Source organism: Serratia sp. 3ACOL1 (assembly GCF_003668775.1).
Classification (GTDB): domain Bacteria; phylum Pseudomonadota; class Gammaproteobacteria; order Enterobacterales; family Enterobacteriaceae; genus Chania; species Chania fonticola.
In genome coordinates this window covers 3,619,550-3,637,844 of sequence record NZ_CP033055.1, presented here as the reverse complement: position 1 = coordinate 3,637,844, position 18,295 = coordinate 3,619,550, and the positions used below count along the sequence as shown (strand labels likewise).

17 protein-coding genes and 1 pseudogene are annotated in these 18,295 nt (G+C 52.8%); 15 read left to right on the top strand and 3 right to left on the bottom strand.

The annotated features are described in order from the left end of the window. Positions 1–271: 271 nt before the first annotated feature. The 5 genes and pseudogenes from D9980_RS16340 to D9980_RS16320 all read left to right on the top strand — a co-directional run bounded on the left by D9980_RS16340 (position 272) and on the right by D9980_RS16320 (position 4,823). Positions 272–1,318 (top strand): LacI family DNA-binding transcriptional regulator, encoded by a 1,047-nt coding sequence (locus tag D9980_RS16340; RefSeq protein ID WP_121607852.1) that lies wholly within the window; start codon positions 272–274, stop codon positions 1,316–1,318. A 123-nt stretch (positions 1,319–1,441) separates the two neighbouring features. Beyond that, entirely contained in the window at positions 1,442–2,749 is a 1,308-nt protein-coding gene (locus D9980_RS16335; RefSeq protein ID WP_046808016.1) for an MFS transporter, read from the top strand. 35 nt (positions 2,750–2,784) lie between these two features. Beyond that, positions 2,785–3,548 (top strand): annotated as a pseudogene (locus D9980_RS16330) (SDR family NAD(P)-dependent oxidoreductase). Between the two features lie 145 nt (positions 3,549–3,693). Next, positions 3,694–4,119 carry an RbsD/FucU domain-containing protein gene (locus tag D9980_RS16325; protein ID WP_024482990.1) on the top strand — a complete coding sequence of 142 codons (426 nt, stop codon included), beginning with the start codon at positions 3,694–3,696 and terminating at the stop codon, positions 4,117–4,119. Positions 4,120–4,250: 131 nt separating this feature from the next. Further along, positions 4,251–4,823, top strand: coding sequence for a DJ-1/PfpI family protein (locus D9980_RS16320; RefSeq protein WP_121607851.1), 573 nt, complete (start codon positions 4,251–4,253; stop codon positions 4,821–4,823). A 32-nt stretch (positions 4,824–4,855) separates the two neighbouring features. Here the strand turns inward: D9980_RS16320 and D9980_RS16315 are convergent, their stop codons facing one another. After that, on the bottom strand, positions 4,856–5,635 hold the full coding sequence (locus D9980_RS16315) for a helix-turn-helix transcriptional regulator (protein ID WP_121607850.1): 780 nt from the start codon (positions 5,633–5,635) through the stop codon (positions 4,856–4,858). Positions 5,636–5,750: 115 nt separating this feature from the next. Further along, positions 5,751–6,071 carry a FaeA/PapI family transcriptional regulator gene (locus tag D9980_RS16310; RefSeq protein WP_024482987.1) on the bottom strand — a complete coding sequence of 107 codons (321 nt, stop codon included), beginning with the start codon at positions 6,069–6,071 and terminating at the stop codon, positions 5,751–5,753. A gap of 761 nt (positions 6,072–6,832) precedes the next feature. On the opposite strand from D9980_RS16310, the gene D9980_RS16305 reads away from it, so the two are divergent. From D9980_RS16305 to D9980_RS26715, 8 genes are all read left to right on the top strand, one after another. After that, positions 6,833–7,369 (top strand): fimbrial protein, encoded by a 537-nt coding sequence (locus D9980_RS16305; protein ID WP_024482986.1) that lies wholly within the window; start codon positions 6,833–6,835, stop codon positions 7,367–7,369. 158 nt (positions 7,370–7,527) lie between these two features. Beyond that, complete coding sequence (locus D9980_RS16300) at positions 7,528–7,971, top strand: fimbrial protein (protein WP_121607849.1); 444 nt, start codon at positions 7,528–7,530, stop codon at positions 7,969–7,971. A 122-nt stretch (positions 7,972–8,093) separates the two neighbouring features. Then, the gene (locus tag D9980_RS16295) at positions 8,094–10,670 is read left to right on the top strand and encodes an outer membrane usher protein (protein ID WP_370454270.1); all 2,577 of its coding nucleotides are present in this window, start codon (positions 8,094–8,096) and stop codon (positions 10,668–10,670) included. An 8-nt stretch (positions 10,671–10,678) separates the two neighbouring features. After that, a complete protein-coding gene (locus tag D9980_RS16290) occupies positions 10,679–11,428 on the top strand; it encodes a fimbria/pilus periplasmic chaperone (RefSeq protein WP_121607847.1) in 750 nt (249 codons plus the stop codon). Between the two features lie 64 nt (positions 11,429–11,492). Then, positions 11,493–12,029 (top strand): fimbrial protein, encoded by a 537-nt coding sequence (locus D9980_RS16285; protein ID WP_237734198.1) that lies wholly within the window; start codon positions 11,493–11,495, stop codon positions 12,027–12,029. A 13-nt stretch (positions 12,030–12,042) separates the two neighbouring features. Next, positions 12,043–12,531 carry a fimbrial protein gene (locus D9980_RS16280; protein WP_121607846.1) on the top strand — a complete coding sequence of 163 codons (489 nt, stop codon included), beginning with the start codon at positions 12,043–12,045 and terminating at the stop codon, positions 12,529–12,531. 114 nt (positions 12,532–12,645) lie between these two features. Further along, complete coding sequence (locus tag D9980_RS16275) at positions 12,646–13,077, top strand: fimbrial protein (RefSeq protein ID WP_238393646.1); 432 nt, start codon at positions 12,646–12,648, stop codon at positions 13,075–13,077. Positions 13,078–13,588: 511 nt separating this feature from the next. Continuing rightward, on the top strand, positions 13,589–13,984 hold the full coding sequence (locus D9980_RS26715) for a hypothetical protein (RefSeq protein WP_162304280.1): 396 nt from the start codon (positions 13,589–13,591) through the stop codon (positions 13,982–13,984). A gap of 70 nt (positions 13,985–14,054) precedes the next feature. Here the strand turns inward: D9980_RS26715 and D9980_RS16265 are convergent, their stop codons facing one another. Beyond that, the gene (locus tag D9980_RS16265; protein WP_065684809.1) at positions 14,055–14,459 is read right to left on the bottom strand and encodes a dTDP-glucose pyrophosphorylase; all 405 of its coding nucleotides are present in this window, start codon (positions 14,457–14,459) and stop codon (positions 14,055–14,057) included. Between the two features lie 756 nt (positions 14,460–15,215). On the opposite strand from D9980_RS16265, the gene macA reads away from it, so the two are divergent. Together macA and macB are read left to right on the top strand one after the other, a co-directional pair. Further along, positions 15,216–16,325 carry a macrolide transporter subunit MacA gene (macA, locus tag D9980_RS16260; RefSeq protein WP_121607843.1) on the top strand — a complete coding sequence of 370 codons (1,110 nt, stop codon included), beginning with the start codon at positions 15,216–15,218 and terminating at the stop codon, positions 16,323–16,325. Continuing rightward, positions 16,325–18,271 carry a macrolide ABC transporter ATP-binding protein/permease MacB gene (gene macB, locus D9980_RS16255; protein ID WP_121607842.1) on the top strand — a complete coding sequence of 649 codons (1,947 nt, stop codon included), beginning with the start codon at positions 16,325–16,327 and terminating at the stop codon, positions 18,269–18,271. The genes macA and macB overlap by 1 nt, the downstream gene beginning before the upstream one ends. The last annotated feature ends 24 nt before the right edge of the window (positions 18,272–18,295 follow it).

Here is an 18,295-nt window from a genome sequence, read left to right as displayed (position 1 = left end):
ACTGACTAAACAGCCGGGGATTTTACCCGTGTTTAGTAATGCCATGGCGCTGGGCTTGATAGCTTTCACAAAAGCATCACGCAACCGCGGTGCGGCCGGTAAAGTCGCTTGATTGAGTCATATCTCCGCTATAAATTGATCTGCATCGTTTCACTAAAACGATACAGATTATGTCAAAGGTTCTATTTAACGTATTGATTGTGTGGTGATTTATCGGATTGTCGTCCATAACGTCACCGATTAACGTCAGCACCGGAGGGGGAGCGAAAATATGGCCAATATTCGTGATGTCGCGCATCTCGCCGGTGTTTCCGTGAGCAGCGTTTCCAACGTGTTAAATGGGCGCAGCAATCAAATGCGCCCGGAAACCCGGCTGCGTATCGAACAGGTGATGCGCGAATTGAACTATCAGCCCAACAGAGTGGCGCAGCAGTTGAAAACCGGGCATGCCCGGATGATCGGTCTGCTGGTTCCCTCGATCGTCAACCCCAGCTTTTCTGCCCTGGCTCGCGAGGTTGACCTGGCGGCTAAAGAACACCGCTACCGGGTGCTGTTGGGCAACACCTATCGGCAAGAAGATGAAGAGCGCACCTTTATCGAAGATATGTTCGCCCATGGGGTGCGCGGCATTATCGTTGCGGCGAGTGATATCCGTAAGACCCATTTTGCACAGGCAGCCGAAATGGGAATGATGATCGTCAACTACGATAACCGGATGGCGGGGAGCTTCACCGCTGATGCCCGGTTATTCGACAGCGTCTCAATGGACAACGTAGAGGCCGGTCGGCTGGCGGCTCAACACCTGATCGAGCGCGGTTGCCGCAATATCGTCTTTGCCACCGAGTCCAGTCTGACCATGAGCCGCAGCCATAAGATTGAAGGGTTTCTCACCGTGGTGCGTAATCATCGCCTGCCCGCTAAGCAGCGGGTGATAGAAGGCAAAGCCAGCGGAGAGTATGGCGATACCGAGATGGCCGAACTGGGCTTTACCCTGGCCGCTCAGGTACTTGCTCTTTCTCCGCGCCCGGATGGCGTGGTGGCTATCAACGATGCTCTGGGTATCGGCCTGTTGGCGGGGCTGCGGGAAGCTGGAGTGGCGGTGCCTGGTGAGATATCGGTGGTGGGTATCGACAATATTCCGCTCTCGGGGCTGGTGTGGCCCGCACTGACCTCCGTCATGCCACCGCTTGCCGAGATGGCCCAGGTGATGGTGGAGCGTTTATTGCAACGCGTGGGGGATCCTACATTAATCCCTGAAGAGTTTATTTTCCCGCCGACGTTAGTCAGCCGCCAGTCGGTAATAACTATTACGCCATAACTCGAATAGCGTAACGAGAACGATTAAATAGCATTATTTATTATCAGGTAAATATACCTGTATCCATCAGGCATGCCTGTAGCAGATTATTATTCCGATTAACAACGTTGGAAGTATTCTATTATGCAAAAAAGAACGCCTCAGGAAATTGAACGCAGTGCCATTAGGAAAATGACGCTGAATATTGTCCCGTTAATGATCTTATTATACTTTCTGGCTTTTTTGGATCGTAATAATATGGCCTATGCGGCAATTGCTCTGGAAGATAGCCTGGGGTTAACCGCCTCGGCCTTTGGCTTTGCCTCTGGGATATTCTTTATCGGCTATTTTATGTTTGAAATCCCCAGTAATGCGGGAACCATCAAGTTTGGGCCGCGTATCTGGTTTGCCAGGATCCTTATCACCTGGGGAATATTTGCCGTGTTGATGGGTTTTGTCCGCACGCCGATGGAGTTGTATATCTGTAGATTTATGCTGGGAGTCTGTGAGGCGGGCTTTTTCCCCTCGGTTGTCTATTACTTCACGGTGTTTTTCCCAGAGAAGTACCGCACCAAAATCCTCGGCATGTTTATCATCGTACAGCCGTTGTCGAACGCTATCGGTTCACCGATTTCCGGGCTGATCCTTAACATCGAACATGGCTGGTTTGGCCTGGAGCCCTGGCAGTGGCTGTTTATCCTCGAAGGCATTCCACCGGTGATTATTGGCCTGTTTATCCCTTTTATTATCAAGAACTCACCGAAAGATGTGGGCTATCTTGATGTGGAAGAGAAAGCCTGGCTGATGGACAACGCCACGCGCAGCAAATCGGGTTCCAAGGTCAAGCTGTCTGATTTCATGCAGGGCATAAAAAATAAAAAGTATCTGTTATACGCCATGTTGAATTTTGGCATGGTGTGCGGGATCTACGGTTTCGGGATGTGGCTGCCTTCCATTATCACAGCTATCTCTGGCGATGATATTTTCCACGTCAGTCTGATTGCTTTTATTCCCTATGGCTTGGCCGCTCTGCTGGTTTATCCGTGGAGCCTGTGGGCCAGTAAAAGCAAAAAAATCGGCGTGTTTGCCGGTATCAGCATGATTGTCGCCGCCTTTGGCCTGATAGGTGCCGTGGTGTTCTTTAACTACAACGTATTTATTGCGTTGATGTTCCTGAGCGTTGCTGCGATAGGTATTTATACCTCGGTTCCTTCATTCCTTTCCATGCCCGCCAATATTTCTACCGGGGCGGCGGCAGCGGCCGGACTGGCGGTGGTGAGCTGTATCGGTAATATCGGGGGTTTTGTCGCGCCTTATGTGGTCGGGTTATTAAAGGACGTTACTAACAGTAATACTTCGGGGCTGATTTTCCTGTCGCTGTGTTTATTGGTTACCGGATTGATCTGCATTTTTTACTGCGCCAAACAGCGTGAAGGCGTTATTCGCTCATAACTGGTTTTATCTACAAATAATCGAGAGGTAATAAAATGGGAAATCTAACGGGTAAGAAAGTGTTTATCACCGGAGCCGAGCAGGGGATTGGCAAAGCTACCGCAGAGCAGTTGATTAACGCCGGGTGTGACATCTACATCCACTATTTCAGCGGCGAAGAGGGGCCAAAGGAACTGGCTGAGCTAGCCCATTCACGCGGTCAACGCGCCGCCTATGGTTATGCTGATTTAACCGATACCGCAGATACTCAGCGATGTGTCGCTGCCGCCGCCGAGTTTTTGGGGGGATAGACATACTGATCAATAACGTGGGCGGCATTATCGCCCGTAAATGGCTCGGTGAGATCGACCGCCAATTCTGGCAAACGGTGGTTGATGTCAATATGACGACCATGCTGAACGTCACGCAAAGCGCGCTACCTTACTTAAAAAGCGCCAAGGACGGAGCCAGCGTTGTCAATCTGGCCTCACTGGCTGGCCGTGCCGGCGGGCATTCTGGTTCACTGGTTTACTCCATGGCCAAAGGGGCGGTATTAACCTGGACCCGTTCCCTGGCTGCGGAACTGGGTGAACATGGCATCAGGGTCAACGCCGTAGCGCCGGGGCTTATTCTTGGCACTCGCTTCCATAACCTGCATACCAGCAAAGAATCTGCCGATGAAACCATCCACGGCATCCCCCTTGGCCGCGCGGGGAGCCCGGAAGACGTTGCTCGGGTGATTAAATTCCTCGCCTCGGAATATGACGGCTTCGTCTCTGGTGCCACCATCGACATTAACGGCGGTATTTACCGTATGTGATCCTACCCAACCCTCTGCCTAAAAAGGAGAGGGAGCTGGTACGAAGCTGTGGCCAGGTATGGGAAGCAATCTGTAACACCCACAACCGGGCTCAAACGTAGGGGCGCTGCATGCTGCGCCCACCTGCCTTCACTACGGGAAAACTATGATCAAAGCCGATATTATTCATCCGCAACTGTTGGGCGCCCTGGCGCTGTGCGGGCATAAAACCCAGATCCTCATCGCCGATGGTAACTATTCGTTCGTCACCAACTCGTCGAAAGAGGCCACGATTGTCTATCTGAACCTGGCCCCAGGAATGATCGCCAGCAGCGTGATATTAGATAAAGTGCTCAAGCATATTAACGTGGAACACGCCTCAATGATGGCCTGGCCGCAGGACTTCACCAACACCATCGCTACCGAATATCAGCAACTGCTGCCTGACGGTTGCCCCATCAATTACCTCAACCGTGAGGCTTTCTATCATGCGGCAAAATCACAGGAGACATTACTGGTGATCGCCAGCGGTGAGATGCGGCGTTTTGCCAACCTGCTGTTGACCGTAGCACCGGTTTCGCTGGCTGATTGAATGCGAGTTATCTTTGCGGGAGTGGGCCTCTGTTGGCTACTGACAGAAACTGTCAACAGTGCAGGTTACTCTTGGTTTTTGCGGGTAGGAAAATCCTGAAAATTGCCCCCATTACTGACAAGGACACTCCGATGATACGTGCTATTACTCTCCTGACTGAAAACTTTTCCGATTGGGAAACCGCTCTGATCAACTCGACGGGGCGTGGGTACTTCGGTTTTGACTGCCGTTTTGCTACTCCTGGCGCAGCCCAGGTCACCTCTTCAGGTGGCATGCTGGTTTCCCCTCATCTGGCAATAGAAGCCATTCAGCCTGATGAAGTCGATCTGCTGATTGTCTGCGGGGGCACTATCTGGCAAACCGCACAGGCGCCGGATATCACCGCCTTGGTTGCCGCGGCTTATCAAAGTAACGCTATCGTCGCGGGGATTTGCGATGGCACTCGCGTTTTAGCGCAGGCGGGCGTGCTTGATGCGGTCCGCCATACTTCTAATTCGGCAGAAAACCTGTTGAGCCTGAACTATGGTGGTGCGCAATACTATCAGGATGTGCCTTATGCCATCGCCGATCGGCGCGTTATCACGGCACCGGGTACCGCGCCGGTCAGCTTCATGGCCGCAATCCTGAGCACGTTGGGTCTGGGGGACGAAAACCTCAATGCCTACCTTACGATGCATGCTGCGGAGCACCGCAAGCCAGGCTAAACCACGATTATAATTTGCCTCCGAGGGCCACTTCACGTGGAGACCGGCTCCCTCTGGCCGAGGGGGTCTGCCTGCTTGTGCGTGGACAAGGCAGCGTAAGGGCGGTCTTTTCTCTGCCGTCCCACTAATTGTGCCGGAGAGATGAGGTTGGTTTCTGCCAGCAACGTTGGTGGCTGCGGCAAGCGCGGTTGAGTGATTGACGACCGTTCGTTCAGATAGTTTCCTCCCCCCTGCAGCAGCCACTGATACAGCTCCTGATTGCATCTGAAATTGAGCTTGCGCATGGCGTTCTGCTTATGGGCATTGGCGGTTTTATTGCTGATTTGCAAATAGTTGCCGGTATCCTGCCCATTCATTCCCATGTGTATACAACGCAACACCTCCTCTTCCCGCGACGTCAACGGAGACATACATGTGCAATCGTGGCTTGATGCTATTAGCGATGCGAAGGGCGAAAACAGCACGCTATCCAACCGCTCGTATAATGAGGATAACGGCTGGTGGCGGTACAGCGCCCTGGTATGGCATTGTTCGCAATGCACCCTTGGCTTGAGCTGGTTTTTGTTGCGCCCCTGCTCAGTGATAAAGAACACCATCGGATGATTTTTCCGTTGATGCAAGCGGTAATGCCATGGGTAGCTAGTGACCAGATCGCCCAGGAAAATGATGTCGATATCGCTGCCAACCTGTGTTTCCTCAAGCAGACGGATGTCCTGCTGACGGGCCTGAAAATAGGCTTGCAGCCCCAAGCCCAGACCATAGGTAAAATAACGGTCAGCATCGATTATCATGATGGACAGAGGTTGTTTCATGGCATGAGTTCCTTTCAACCGGCGTGTCTGCCTTACGTGGAACACCGTGGCAGACACGGGATAGATAAATGTCAGTAGAAAAAAATCAAACACAAGTCAGAAGGGGGAGGCGTATTTAGCCTTCCGCCGCAACGGGCTGCGCTTCCCTTTTTTCATGATGTTTAGGTGATGGCGATGGCTCAGCAATATACCAGCGTAAACTGTTATTGAGAGCGCCAGAGGTAACATAAGCTTTTTTGTTTTCAACTAATCGCAGCAGATAGTAACGAGCAAGGTATATTGTCGTCTCGGAGTATTCTGCGATTTCCCTTGTCTTGGGCCATTGAACTTGCGGGGGAACGCCTGTGTGATGAATGTCGCGCTTGCAAAGGGTTTGTAGAGCAATAAAAACATTATTTAGCTGCTTTTCCCTTTCTTTATTGGTGCGATAAGACATGTCACTACCTCCTTTTAATGCGTCTTGATGGGTGCTATTCGAAATGGAATAATCCTATGCTGCTGGCTTTTGTTGCTAACTTTTCTAGGTGATCACAGGGGAATACTGTCAGAATCATAACCCCCATTTCTTCCTTATGAGGCGTCAGTTTACCATTCTAAGCTATCATGGACTATTGTTTCGTGAAAACCAAATTTACGATCAATGAGTTCGCAAATATCGCATTTCGCAGCATAAAATACTAAGTAATTCGTTTTTGCGACCGTAGTCGTCGCAATAAGAATATTCTTGCATATAAATAAGGTTTTTATGGCGAAATTGCTCTGTTTGGAAAACAACACTTTCAAAAATTATAGGTATTTGCAATAATTTTTTGGCGACAGGAGATGAGGTTGTCCGATGGAAGGGTCTGAGAATTATCTTATCATAAATACCCGGGTCAATGAAAAAATTGGTGTGTGGCTGCTTTATGGTTGAAATTCTATCTATTCAGGGCTGTCGTATAAAGTTGTATTTTAATAATTCGCTTTATTCATCGGATGAAGCGCCGGAAGAGTCTTGTCTTTTCTGGTGAGCTGCCCCTTCGCAAATAAAGGGGAAGGAAAGGGATGCCTTCTTTTATACCAAATGAAAGGATGCTGCCGGGTATATCAATGACCGTCAAATAAAACAGCGTTGTTCTGATAGGCACCGTTTTAATTGTGTCGGGCTAGGTATGTCTGGATTTCTCGTTAAATTAACGTTTTAAGGATAAAGAAAACATGAAACTGACTAACATTGCGCTGGCTACGGTTCTGTCTCTGGGTATGGTCTCTCTGGCAAATGCTGATGCGGGTTCGGGCAAGGTAAATTTCGAAGGTAAAATCATTGATGCACCTTGCTCTATCGCTCCAGAAAGCCTGGATCAGACCAAGAGCTTTGGCCAGGTGGCGAATGTGGCTCTGGTGAACGGCGGTAAATCCAGCGTTCTGAACTTTGATATCAAACTGCAAGGTTGTGATATCTCTAGCAAGAACAAGGTACAGGTCACCTTCGCTGGTCCAAATGGCGGCGCAACTGGCACCACCAACACCTTGCTGGCCATCACTGGCGTGGCAAAAGGTGCAAGCATCGCGATGTTTGATGGTTCTAACCAACCGATCACCCTGGGTACTGCGACTACCGTCCAGAACCTGATCGCTGGTAACAACACTCTGAGCTTCTCTGCCTATCTGCAAGGGCATGCCGGTACCACGTTGGCGGATATCGAGGAAGGTGACTTCACCTCGACCACTAACTTTACTCTGGCTTACAACTAAAAGTCGGTGTGACTGCATGCGGTTTCCGCATGCAGTTTTTGCTGTTCTTGTGGATTACGGGAGCCAGGGATGTCGGTGAATAGTTTTACGGCTACCTCGTTGTTTTTACTGGTGGGTGCGATGACTGCACTGCCGGTTTGGGGGGCAGCCAGCTCAGCATGAACGGGGCGATAGTCGCCACCGCCTGTGATATTGACACCACCAGCCGAGACCAGACCGTTGATATGGGCACGCTGCCCTTTGATCGGATTGTTAATGACAGTCGGGCATTGTCGCGGCCATTCAGTATCCGGCTGGTGAACTGCACGCTTAAGCACAGCAACAATAACATTCTGGGCAAGCAGCACTTTCGCGTCACGTTTGACGGCCGCAATGAGGATGGGCACTTCGGTGTTGAGGGGGAGGCACGCGGCGTAGCGCTGGTGCTGAACGATGCGTTGGGGAATGAGGCCGTTCCAGGTAAGGAGTTGCCGCCGCAGACGCCGGTGTTGCAGGGCAAAGAAATGCTGCTGAATTACAGCGCACGGATGGTCGCCAACAACCAGCCGTTGCAGACGGGCACCTATAGCGCCCAGGTGCGCTACCAACTGGAATATCACTGAGCTGCAGGCTGACATGATAACGGATAGTCAGCACGCCTAGACAGATTGACTTCCCCGGCAGGGTATTCCCTTTAATAACAACCATAACGCCCGGGAAAGTTTTAACGCATAAAGGTCAATGGATGATGAGCACCCCACTTGTAGGAGTACAGGTTCCGCGCACCCGCTTGTTGCCGCTGTTGATTGCGCTGGCACTGGTGAATGGCCAGGTTTCTGCCGCAAAACCCATCGAATTCAATACCGACGTGCTCGATGTTCAGGAGCGCGGCAATATCGATTTGGGACGTTTTTCCCGCAGTGGTTACGTGATGCCGGGTGAATACAGCCTGCTGATTAGCGTCAACCAGCAAGAACTGCCTGAACAGACGATCCCATTTTATCCCACGGACAAAGATCCAAATGTTACCGAAGCCTGTTTGTCTGCCGCTCTGGTGGAACAAATGGGGCTGAAAGAGGAATTTACCCGCGATCTGGCCTGGTGGCACAACGGGCAATGTCTGGTGATCGGTAGCCTCGAGGGGATGACGGCGCGCCCCGAGCTGGGCAGCAACACACTCTATCTCAGCGTTCCGCAGGCTTACCTGGAATACAGCTCTCCCGATTGGGATCCACCTGCACGCTGGGATAACGGTATTCCCGGGCTGCTGCTGGATTACAACCTCAATGCTCAGAGCCAACGTCAGGATCAAAATGACGGTGTCGAGAAAGGCTATAACCTGAGCGGCAACGGGGTGGTGGGCGCCAATGCGGGAAGCTGGCGGCTGCGTGCCAGTTGGCAGACACAGATTGATCATCAAACCGGCTCTGGGCAGTCCAGCCAGCGCAACTTTGAGTGGACACAGTATACCGCTTACCGGGCGATCGCGCGGCTCCGCGCCAAATTGACTGTGGGTGAAGACTTCCTCAACTCCGACATTTTCGACAGCTTCCGCTACACCGGGCTAAGCCTGGTGAGCGACGACGCGATGCTGCCACCGAACCTGCGCGGCTATGCGCCAGAGGTGAGTGGCGTGGCACGTACCAACGCCCGTGTGGTGGTCAGCCAGCAGGGGCGAGTGTTGTATGAATCTCTGGTGCCAGCTGGCCCGTTCCGTATTCAGGATCTGAGCAACGCGGTATCGGGGCTGATGGACGTGCGGATCGAAGAGCAAGACGGCAGCGTCCAGGCGTTCACTATCAGCACGGCGAGCATCCCTTACCTGACCCGCCCGGGAATGGTGCGCTACAAGCTGGCGAGTGGGCGGCCAACAGACTGGCGGCACCGTACGCAAGGGCCGCTATTCGGTAGTGGTGAATTCTCTTGGGGCGTCAGCAATGGTTGGTCACTGTTCGGCGGTGGCGTGGTGGCCGGTGACGAGTACAACGCGTTGGCGGTGGGGATTGGCCGCGACCTGATGGCGTTTGGTGCTCTGTCGTTTGACGTGACGCAGTCGCGGGCCAATTTGCCTCAGGGGGATACCCTGAGCGGTGGCTCTTATCGCCTGCGCTATTCGAAGAACTTTGACCAGATTGGTGGTCAGGTGACCTTTGCCGGTTACCGCTTCTCTGAACGCAGCTTTATGACCATGGGGGAATTCCTGGAGGTACGTAACCTCGGAACCCGCAGTCAGAGCAGCAAAGAGATGTACACGGTGTCCTACAGCCAGCAATTCCGCGAGATAGGGCTGACGGCCAACCTGAACTATGACCACCAGACCTATTGGGATCGGGACGCCAACGATCGCTACAGCCTGTCGCTGATGCGCTACATGGATATTGGTCGCTTCAAGAACCTCAGCCTGTCGATGACCGGCTACCGCAATCAGTACAACGGGCAGAATGACGACGGGGTGTTCCTGTCACTGTCGCTGCCGTGGGGCAACAGCGGTTCGGTGAGCTACAGCGGTACGCTGGATCGTAATGACAATACCCACCGGGTCAGCTACTCAGACCGGGTCGGCGATCGCGGCAGCTATCAGGTGAGCAGCGGCTGGAACCGCAAAGGGCCATTGGCCAGTGGTTTCTATAGCCACGAGGCGGATTGGGCACAGATTAACGCTACAGCCAGTGCTCAATCCGGGAGCTACAGCACGGTGGGGTTGGCATTGCAGGGTGGGGTAACGGCGACTGCGGAAGGTGCAGCAATGCACCGGGTCGCTATCCCGGGGGGCACCCGTTTGCTGGTCGACACCGATGGTGTAGCCAATATCCCGATCCGTAACTACGGTGCCCCAGTGCGCACCAACCGCTACGGCAAAGCCGTGGTGGCTGACATGAACAGCTATTACCGCAACCGGGTGAATATCGATCTGGATAAGTTGCCGGATAACGCCGAAGCGATGAAGTCGGTGGTGCAGGCCACGCTGACGGAAGGCGCGATAGGTTATCGGCGGTTTGACGTGATAGCGGGTGAGAAGGCCATGGCGGTGATCCGTCTGGCAGACGGCACGATGCCGCCGTTCGGGGCGACGGTGCAGAACCTGAAAAAACGCGATGTGGGGATCGTCAGTGACGCCGGCAGCGTGTACCTGAGTGGTATTGAGCGCGGTGAAACGATGACGGTTCACTGGGATGAACAGGCGCAGTGTGAACTGACATTACCGGCGGTATTGCCAGCGAACGGCATGGCTGAACTCTTGCTGCCTTGCCGGGCGATAACCGCGAAAAAAGACACCACAGACCTGGCCGCAATACAGAAAAAGGCTGAGACAATACAATGAGATACGAAATGACGAAAACCAATACGGGGATGGCGCTGGTCGCCGCAACCTTACTGTGCGCGCTGACCACGCAGGCCCAGGCGGCGATCGCGCTAGATCGTACCCGGATCATCTTTCCTGGCGGCGATAAGTCGGTCAGCCTGAGCGTCAACAATGACAACCCGCAATTGCCGTATCTGGCGCAGGGCTGGATAGAGGATACCAAGGGCAACAAGGTGACCAGTCCGTTAACGGTACTGCCGCCGGTACAGCGTATCGAACCGGGTGCCAAGAGCCAGGTGAAGGTACAGGCGTTACCGGTGTTGAGCCAACTGCCACAGGATCGGGAAACGCTGTTCTACTTTAACCTGCGTGAAATCCCGCCGAAGAGTGACAAGGCTAACACCTTGCAACTGGCGTTGCAGACGCGCATCAAACTGTTCTATCGGCCAAAAGCGTTGGTGAAAACGGTCACCGAGATGGCGACGCCGTGGCAAGACCAACTGACGTTGACCAAGCAGGGCGACAAGTATGTGGTGAACAACCCGACGCCGTATTACGTGACGCTGGTGGATGCGGGCAGCAGAAAGGGCGTCAGCGCAACGGGTTTTGAGCCGCTGATGCTGGAGCCGAAAAGCAGTGCTCCTTTAGGTATCAGCGCGTCGGTATTAGGGGCATCGCCAGTGCTGACCTACGTCAACGATTATGGCGGCCGCCCAGTGCTGACGTTCCGTTGCGGCGGATCGGACTGCCAGGTGGAACCGGCGAAGAAGAGTTAATTGAAACCGGTCGTGCCAGGTTACAGGGAGAGGGCGCGGGGTCAGGTCTGCAAGGAGAGAACGTATGCAACAATATTATCCTGTTCCTGGTAAGCATCGCCGGGGGAGCATGAGATCGAGGGCCTCAGGCTGTTGTTTTGCCGGGGCGCTATTCAGTGTCGTGCTGACCAGCGTTCCGGTCAGCGCGATGCCGGTGAATATCAGGGGAACCGTTATACTGCCACCGCCCTGTACGATTAATAATAATCAAACCATTCGGGTGGACTTTGGCGATGAGGTGATGACGACCCGGATTGATGGCGTCAACTATAAGCAGACCATTGCCTATAGCCTGAATTGTGACATTCAGAAATCCAACAATCTGAAAATGAGTATTCAGGGCGGCACGGCGGGCTTTGGGACCGGATATTTGAGCACCAATAAAAGCGATTTGGGTATCGCTTTGTACTATGGGACGCAACGGTTAAATATCAATACCTGGTTTAACTACACCTACCCCAATCAGCCAGTGCTGTATGCGGTGCCGGTCAAGCGTAGCGGGGCCACCTTGACGGGGGGCGAATTTACCGCCTCCGCCACGTTATTAATTGATTACCAGTAAGGGAACATAAGACATGCGAATTCTACTGTTATCCCTACTGGCTGCGGGTATAAGTGGCTTGTTATCTACTGCATTTGCTGCAGGGGGCGATATGGAGTTTCGAGGAACGCTGCTCGAGCCACCTCCTTGTCGCATTAACAGCGGTAATAATGTCATCGTTGATTTTGGCCTTAAGGTCGGTGTCAAAAAAGTGGATGGCGTTAACTATATGCAGGACATTAATTATGATCTGGTTTGTGAGCCAAATACCCATGGTTGGGCGTTGAAGTTGAAGCTCACAGGCAACCCCATATCTTTTGATAACGCCGCGGTGCAAACCAATATTAACGGGCTGGGGATTAAAATCCTGCGTGACGGTCAACCCTTTGTTCTTGGAAGTGAAATAACCATCACGCCGGCCAGTAAACCCCATCTTAAAGCCGTGCCAGTACAGCAGGTAGGCATAGTTTTAACGGAAGGCGCGTTTGAAGCAACGGCAACGCTGCAGGCTGATTATCAATAACAGGGAGAAACCATCATGCGATTTTCGGCACTGTTAATATCCCTGACTATAGGGCTTGGCAGTTTATCCAGCGTATCCCAGGCGGTTGATAATTTACGCTTTAGAGGCGCTCTGGTGGCTGACCCTTGCACATTGCGAGTCACGGATGAAAATATCAATATCGATTTTGGCTCGATCGTTGAGAAATATCTTTATCTCAACACCCGTACGCTAGGGGTGCCATTGGTATTACATCTCGATGATTGCGATCTTAGCCTGGGAAATATGGTGAAGTTGACCTTTTCCGGTACGGAAAATAGCAGGCTGAATGGTCTGCTGGCGATATCCGGGGCGAGTCAGACCAGCGGTATTGGCATCGGTATTGAAACGCAACAGGGAAATAAGGTTGCGATCAATACCGGCAGCTATAACCAAGGGCTGATCTCGGGCAATAATACCATTAGCCTGCGGACCTATGTGCAGGGTGAACCCGATGCGATTAGCCAAAAAACCATTAACCCTGGCGACTTTACCGCCAGCGCGACGTTTTTATTGGAATACGAGTAGCCCGTAATACGGCTTACCCTGAAATCGACGGCGTGACTAATGAGTCCGCGGTAGATAAGGGATGATCACAGGGGCAGTTATGAAAGCCATTAAAGCGATACTTTTGGCTGTCACGTTGCTGACAGCGTATAGCGCCAATAGCGCAATTTATTCTTATATTACTCGTAGTGAGGGCACGCCTTCCAATGCCAAATATTGGTGGACTGTAGAATACTGGGACACTATTGATGTTACACCAAACCCGTGCTTCGGGTGGGCGCAATGTACGGTATTTATCGGCCACCGACACAGTGATGCGGGGGAGGCGGGGCCAGCTGTTTCAGATGCCTACGAATACCTTGATGGTATCCAAACTTATAGGACGGTAGGAGAGGTAGGAGCGGCTTTTCAGCGCAAATATTCGCTTCCGCGTAGTGGAACTCAGGAGCACTCGGGACCTGCGGTGACGCAGGAATGCGTTGGGATGTACTTTAAGGCGACTACCGGGACCGCAAATGCAGGTGGCAGTAGAATGATGCCCAGCAGCCTATGCGGGATCGTACCGCCGCCGGTAGGTAAATGTGAGTTTACCGAAACCAGCGTTGAACTGACCCATGGCCAGGTTCAACTTAGGGATATTGAAGGGCATCAGGCGCGGCAGACAGGTTATATCCGTTGCACGCAAACAATGGACGTGATGGTTTACCTTGCAGGGTCGGCCGGAAACGGTATGGTCAATCTCAGAAGCGACGGTAGCCTGCAAACCCGCTTGACCATAGGTGGGGTGAGTGGCTCTACCGGGGTCAGGATCCATGCTTTAGCAGCGACCAAGATGCCGCTGGAGTTTATGTCTACGCTGACTAAAGTGGGTACCGTTGAAGCCGGTGATTTCTTCGGTTCGGCCACCGCAATACTGACGATGCCTTAGTTACTGATATCGGGCGCGGCATGCGGCTGAGGTTGCTTCAACCGCATGCTACGCCCGTTTAATCCAATCATCAGGTCTTTCGCACCGTAAACTCCAGCGCCACGCCAATGAGCGTCATGTTTTTTACCGACTGAGATTCTGTTACCGGGATGAGGCTTCCCTGAAACTTAACCTTCTTCAGCGGTCCATTGATCACCAATTTGGCCCGCAGGTTGGGTAGGGACTGGGGACAAATGGGGTAAATGACCCGTCCTTTGATAGCGACCGGGATCTTCCGCAGGTCAATTCGTTGCAAAACGCCAATCGAAGCATACAGCACCGCCACCGGAGTTATGGATACCAGCGGCCGCGGCGTCACGCTGATAAAATCCAGTAATAGCTCCGGTTTGAGGTAATGCAGGCCGTCATGAGGTACGGTGACGCCGGTGATTTCTGGCATCGCGAGAGTATTAGGCGAAGAGGATAAGTCTGTCATCGGGTCAGCCTTTGTCTGGAGTTGCCGCAGGAGCGTTAGTTTGCTCTCACTGAACATCCCCTCTACCAAACCTCCTTTTTTGTCTCTCAAGCAAGGGCGGATGCCAGATAATTTGAAAAACGGGATTCAGCTCACTCTTCTTCGCCCTTTAAAGGGGCTTTTGCCTAAACTCAAATGCTTGGTTGAGGTCTGCATCGTGTTGGCATCAATGGTGCCAATAGATAGCGCCATTAATAATCCATCTGAATAACTCAATTGATAATTAATCATATTATCTTATATTTAAATAAGATGCTTCTTGTTTTATATTAAGTAATAACTTAGATATTAAGAATATACACCAATAAATACAGGATTATTTGCCTGTTTTAGGGAAGATTCTATTTGAACTATCAGAAAAATTAATCAATAATGGTTGTCATTCAAAATTTCAATCAGTTTTATTATAACTCATGTCAATTTAAACGTATTTGTTCACTACAGGTTCGGCACACGATTGGGGGCGGCGGCTTTGCTATCCGGCCTGCGCCATTGTGCCTTGATAAAAACCATTCCTGAATTAGGGGTAAATGATTTTATTTATAGCTTAAGCGTTATGAAAGAGATGGAAGTTATAAGTAATATCAATAATAGGCTCTCTGCACATATTGGCCTTGGCGTAGGGGATTATGGATTCACGTGATGGTTTAATTCGATGGCGGCTTTGCGGCTAGAAATTGGCAGGAATAGACGAAATAGCTAGGGAAAAATATCCATATGTTAAAAGGACGAACAAAACTTAGGCTGCTAGGGGGAGGCGCTTTAGTGGCGATTGCCATGCTGGCCTATTGGCATTTCAGCCAACCGCTACCTGCGGAGTTTAAAACGGTTAAGGTTACCCAGCGTGATTTTCAACAGAACGTTTTGGCGACTGGCCAACTGGATGCGGTACGTAAGGTTGATGTGGGAGCTCAGGTCAGCGGACAGCTGGAGAGCCTGAAGGTCGAGATTGGCGATAAGGTGCAAAAAGGCCAACTGCTCGGCGTGATCGATCCCCAACAGGCACGAAACAGCATTCGCGAAGGCGAGGCCACGCTACAGCAACTGCAAGCCCAGCTGCAACAGGCGCAGGCGGAGCAGCAACTGGCAGAGGTCACCTTGCAGCGTAACCGTGAACTGGCCAAGGTGCAGGCGTTATCGCGCCAGGATCTGGATAAATTGACCACCGATCTGGCGGTGAAAAAGGCGCAGGTGGCAAACACCTGGGCGCAGATCGCCAAAAATCAGGCCAGTCTGGATACCGCCAAAATCAATCTGGCCTATACCCGCATTGAAGCGCCGATGGACGGTGATGTGGTGCAGATCACCACCTTTCAGGGCCAAACGGTGATCGCCGCACAGCAGGCACCCAACATTCTGACGTTGGCAGACATGAGTACCATGCTGGTGAAGGCCCAGGTTTCTGAGGCGGACGTGATCCACCTCAAGCCGGGGTTGAAAGCCTGGTTTACCGTGCTGGGCGATCCGAACACACGCTTTGAGGGCGTGCTGAAAGACATCCAACCCACCCCAGAGAAGGTCAATAACGCCATCTTTTATTACGCGCGTTTCGAAGTGCCCAATCCGCAGGGATTGCTGCGCCTGCAAATGACCGCGCAGGTGCATATTCAGCTGGCTGGCGCCAGCGATGCGCTGGTTATTCCGCTGGTAGCGTTAGGGGAGCAGATCGCCGATAACCGTTACCACGTTGCGGTGCTGCAACATGGCCAGAAACAGCTGCGGGAGGTGACGATCGGCATGCGTAACAACCTGGATGTGCAAATTGTCAGTGGATTGACAGCCGGTGAAGAGGTGATTGTCAGCCGCGGCGGCGTGGAGGACAGCTGATGGCCGCACTGTTGGAACTGAGTGATATCCGGCGTAGTTATCAATCCGGCGATCAAACCCTGGAGGTATTGAAAAGCGTCAGCCTGCGGATAGATGCCGGTGAGATGGTGGCGATCATTGGGGCTTCCGGCTCCGGTAAATCGACGTTGATGAACATTCTCGGCTGTCTGGACAAACCCAACAGCGGCATTTACCGCGTGGCCGGGCAGGACGTGGCCACGCTCAATGGCGATGCATTGGCTCAACTGCGGCGCGAGCATTTCGGCTTTATCTTCCAGCGTTATCATTTGCTGCCACATTTGAGTGCGGCGCATAACGTGGAGGTGCCTGCCGTTTACGCTGGGATGAATAACTCGGCCCGGCATGCCAGGGCGGCGGCCTTGCTGCAACGCCTGGGGTTAGGGGAACGTATCGCCTATCGGCCAAGCCAGCTGTCCGGTGGGCAGCAGCAGCGTGTCAGCATTGCGCGGGCATTGATGAACGGTGGCCAGGTGATCCTGGCGGATGAACCAACCGGTGCGCTCGATAGCCACTCAGGTAAAGAGGTGATGACGATCCTCAAGCAGCTGTGCGAGCAGGGACACACCGTGATCATCGTTACCCACGATCCGGCGGTAGCGCAGCAGGCCGAGCGGATTATCGAAATCCACGATGGTGAAATCATTGGCGACTCTCGGCCACAGGCGCAGGGCAAGCCACAGGCCAAATCATTGGAACTGGCCACGCCAGCCCCGTCCTGGCAGCAGATGGCCGACCGTTTCCGGGAGGCGTTGTCGATGGCCTGGTGGGCGATGGCGGCCAACAAGATGCGCACCTTATTGACCATGCTGGGGATCGTCATCGGTATTGCCTCGGTGATCTCGATCCTGGTGATAGGGGATGCAGTCCAACAGCAGGTGTTGGCCGAGATCAAATCCATCGGCACCAACACCGTGGACGTCTATCCCGGTAAGGATTTTGGTGACGATGACCCAACCCTCCGCCAGGCGTTGAAATATGACGATCTGAGCGCATTGGATGCACAACCTTATATCAGCGCGCTTTCTCCCATGACTCGCAGCAGCATGCGTCTGCGCTTTGGCAATATCGATGTGGCGGCTAATGTGGCGGGCGTCAGCGAGCAGTTTTTCCGGGTGTACGGCATGGAGTTTTCCCAGGGAACGGCTATTGATGTCAGGCAGGTAGAGTCCCAGACGCAGACGGTGGTGATCGATACCAACACCCAGCGCCGTCTGTTCCCGCAACAAAAAAACGTGCTGGGTGAGGTGATCCTGATTGGCAATATGCCTGCGACCGTGGTGGGGGTGGCGAAGGAAAAGCAAACCATGTTTGGCAGTAGCAAGATGCTCAGCGTCTGGGTGCCTTATACCACGATGGCCAATCGCCTGATGGGCAACGACTACTTCGATTCTATCACCGTGCGTATCCGCGATGGCTATAACAGCCAGGAGGCAGAACAGCAACTGACGCGGCTGTTGACGCTGCGCCACGGCAAGAAAGACTTCTTTACCTACAACATGGATAGCCTGGTGCAAACGGCGGAGAAAACCACCCGTACGCTGCAACTGTTCCTGATCCTGGTGGCGGTGATTTCGTTGGTGGTGGGGGGTATTGGGGTGATGAATATTATGCTGGTCTCGGTAACAGAAAGAACGCGAGAAATCGGCATCCGCATGGCCGTTGGCGCTCGTTCCGGCGACGTTCTGCAACAGTTCCTGATTGAGGCGGTGCTGGTCTGCCTGGTGGGGGGGATTTTAGGGATCGTACTGTCGTTCACCATCGGCTTGCTGGTGCAGTTGGCGATGCCGGGCTGGCAGATCAACTTCCCGCCGGTGGCACTGCTGAGTGCGTTCCTGTGTTCCACCGGTATTGGTGTCGTGTTCGGTTATTTGCCTGCGCGCAGCGCTGCACGGCTCGATCCCATTGACGCATTGGCACGGGAATAATCAGCCAAACCCTAATTTCATCCT

Bases quoted from the DNA above. Each gene is read 5' to 3' on its own strand.
- D9980_RS16300 (WP_121607849.1), top strand. From the start codon at position 7,528: ATGAACGGGGCGATAGTCGCCACCGCCTGTGATATTGACACCACCAGC.
- D9980_RS26715 (WP_162304280.1), top strand. From the start codon at position 13,589: ATGATGCCCAGCAGCCTATGCGGGATCGTACCGCCGCCGGTAGGTAAA.
- macA (WP_121607843.1), top strand. From the start codon at position 15,216: ATGTTAAAAGGACGAACAAAACTTAGGCTGCTAGGGGGAGGCGCTTTA.
- macB (WP_121607842.1), top strand. From the start codon at position 16,325: ATGGCCGCACTGTTGGAACTGAGTGATATCCGGCGTAGTTATCAATCC.
- D9980_RS16295 (WP_370454270.1), top strand. From the start codon at position 8,094: ATGATGAGCACCCCACTTGTAGGAGTACAGGTTCCGCGCACCCGCTTG.
- D9980_RS16290 (WP_121607847.1), top strand. From the start codon at position 10,679: ATGACGAAAACCAATACGGGGATGGCGCTGGTCGCCGCAACCTTACTG.
- D9980_RS16310 (WP_024482987.1), bottom strand. From the start codon at position 6,071: ATGTCTTATCGCACCAATAAAGAAAGGGAAAAGCAGCTAAATAATGTT.
- D9980_RS16335 (WP_046808016.1), top strand. From the start codon at position 1,442: ATGCAAAAAAGAACGCCTCAGGAAATTGAACGCAGTGCCATTAGGAAA.
- D9980_RS16285 (WP_237734198.1), top strand. From the start codon at position 11,493: ATGCAACAATATTATCCTGTTCCTGGTAAGCATCGCCGGGGGAGCATG.
- D9980_RS16320 (WP_121607851.1), top strand. From the start codon at position 4,251: ATGATACGTGCTATTACTCTCCTGACTGAAAACTTTTCCGATTGGGAA.
- D9980_RS16265 (WP_065684809.1), bottom strand. From the start codon at position 14,459: ATGACAGACTTATCCTCTTCGCCTAATACTCTCGCGATGCCAGAAATC.
- D9980_RS16340 (WP_121607852.1), top strand. From the start codon at position 272: ATGGCCAATATTCGTGATGTCGCGCATCTCGCCGGTGTTTCCGTGAGC.
- D9980_RS16280 (WP_121607846.1), top strand. From the start codon at position 12,043: ATGCGAATTCTACTGTTATCCCTACTGGCTGCGGGTATAAGTGGCTTG.
- D9980_RS16325 (WP_024482990.1), top strand. From the start codon at position 3,694: ATGATCAAAGCCGATATTATTCATCCGCAACTGTTGGGCGCCCTGGCG.
- D9980_RS16305 (WP_024482986.1), top strand. From the start codon at position 6,833: ATGAAACTGACTAACATTGCGCTGGCTACGGTTCTGTCTCTGGGTATG.
- D9980_RS16315 (WP_121607850.1), bottom strand. From the start codon at position 5,635: ATGAAACAACCTCTGTCCATCATGATAATCGATGCTGACCGTTATTTT.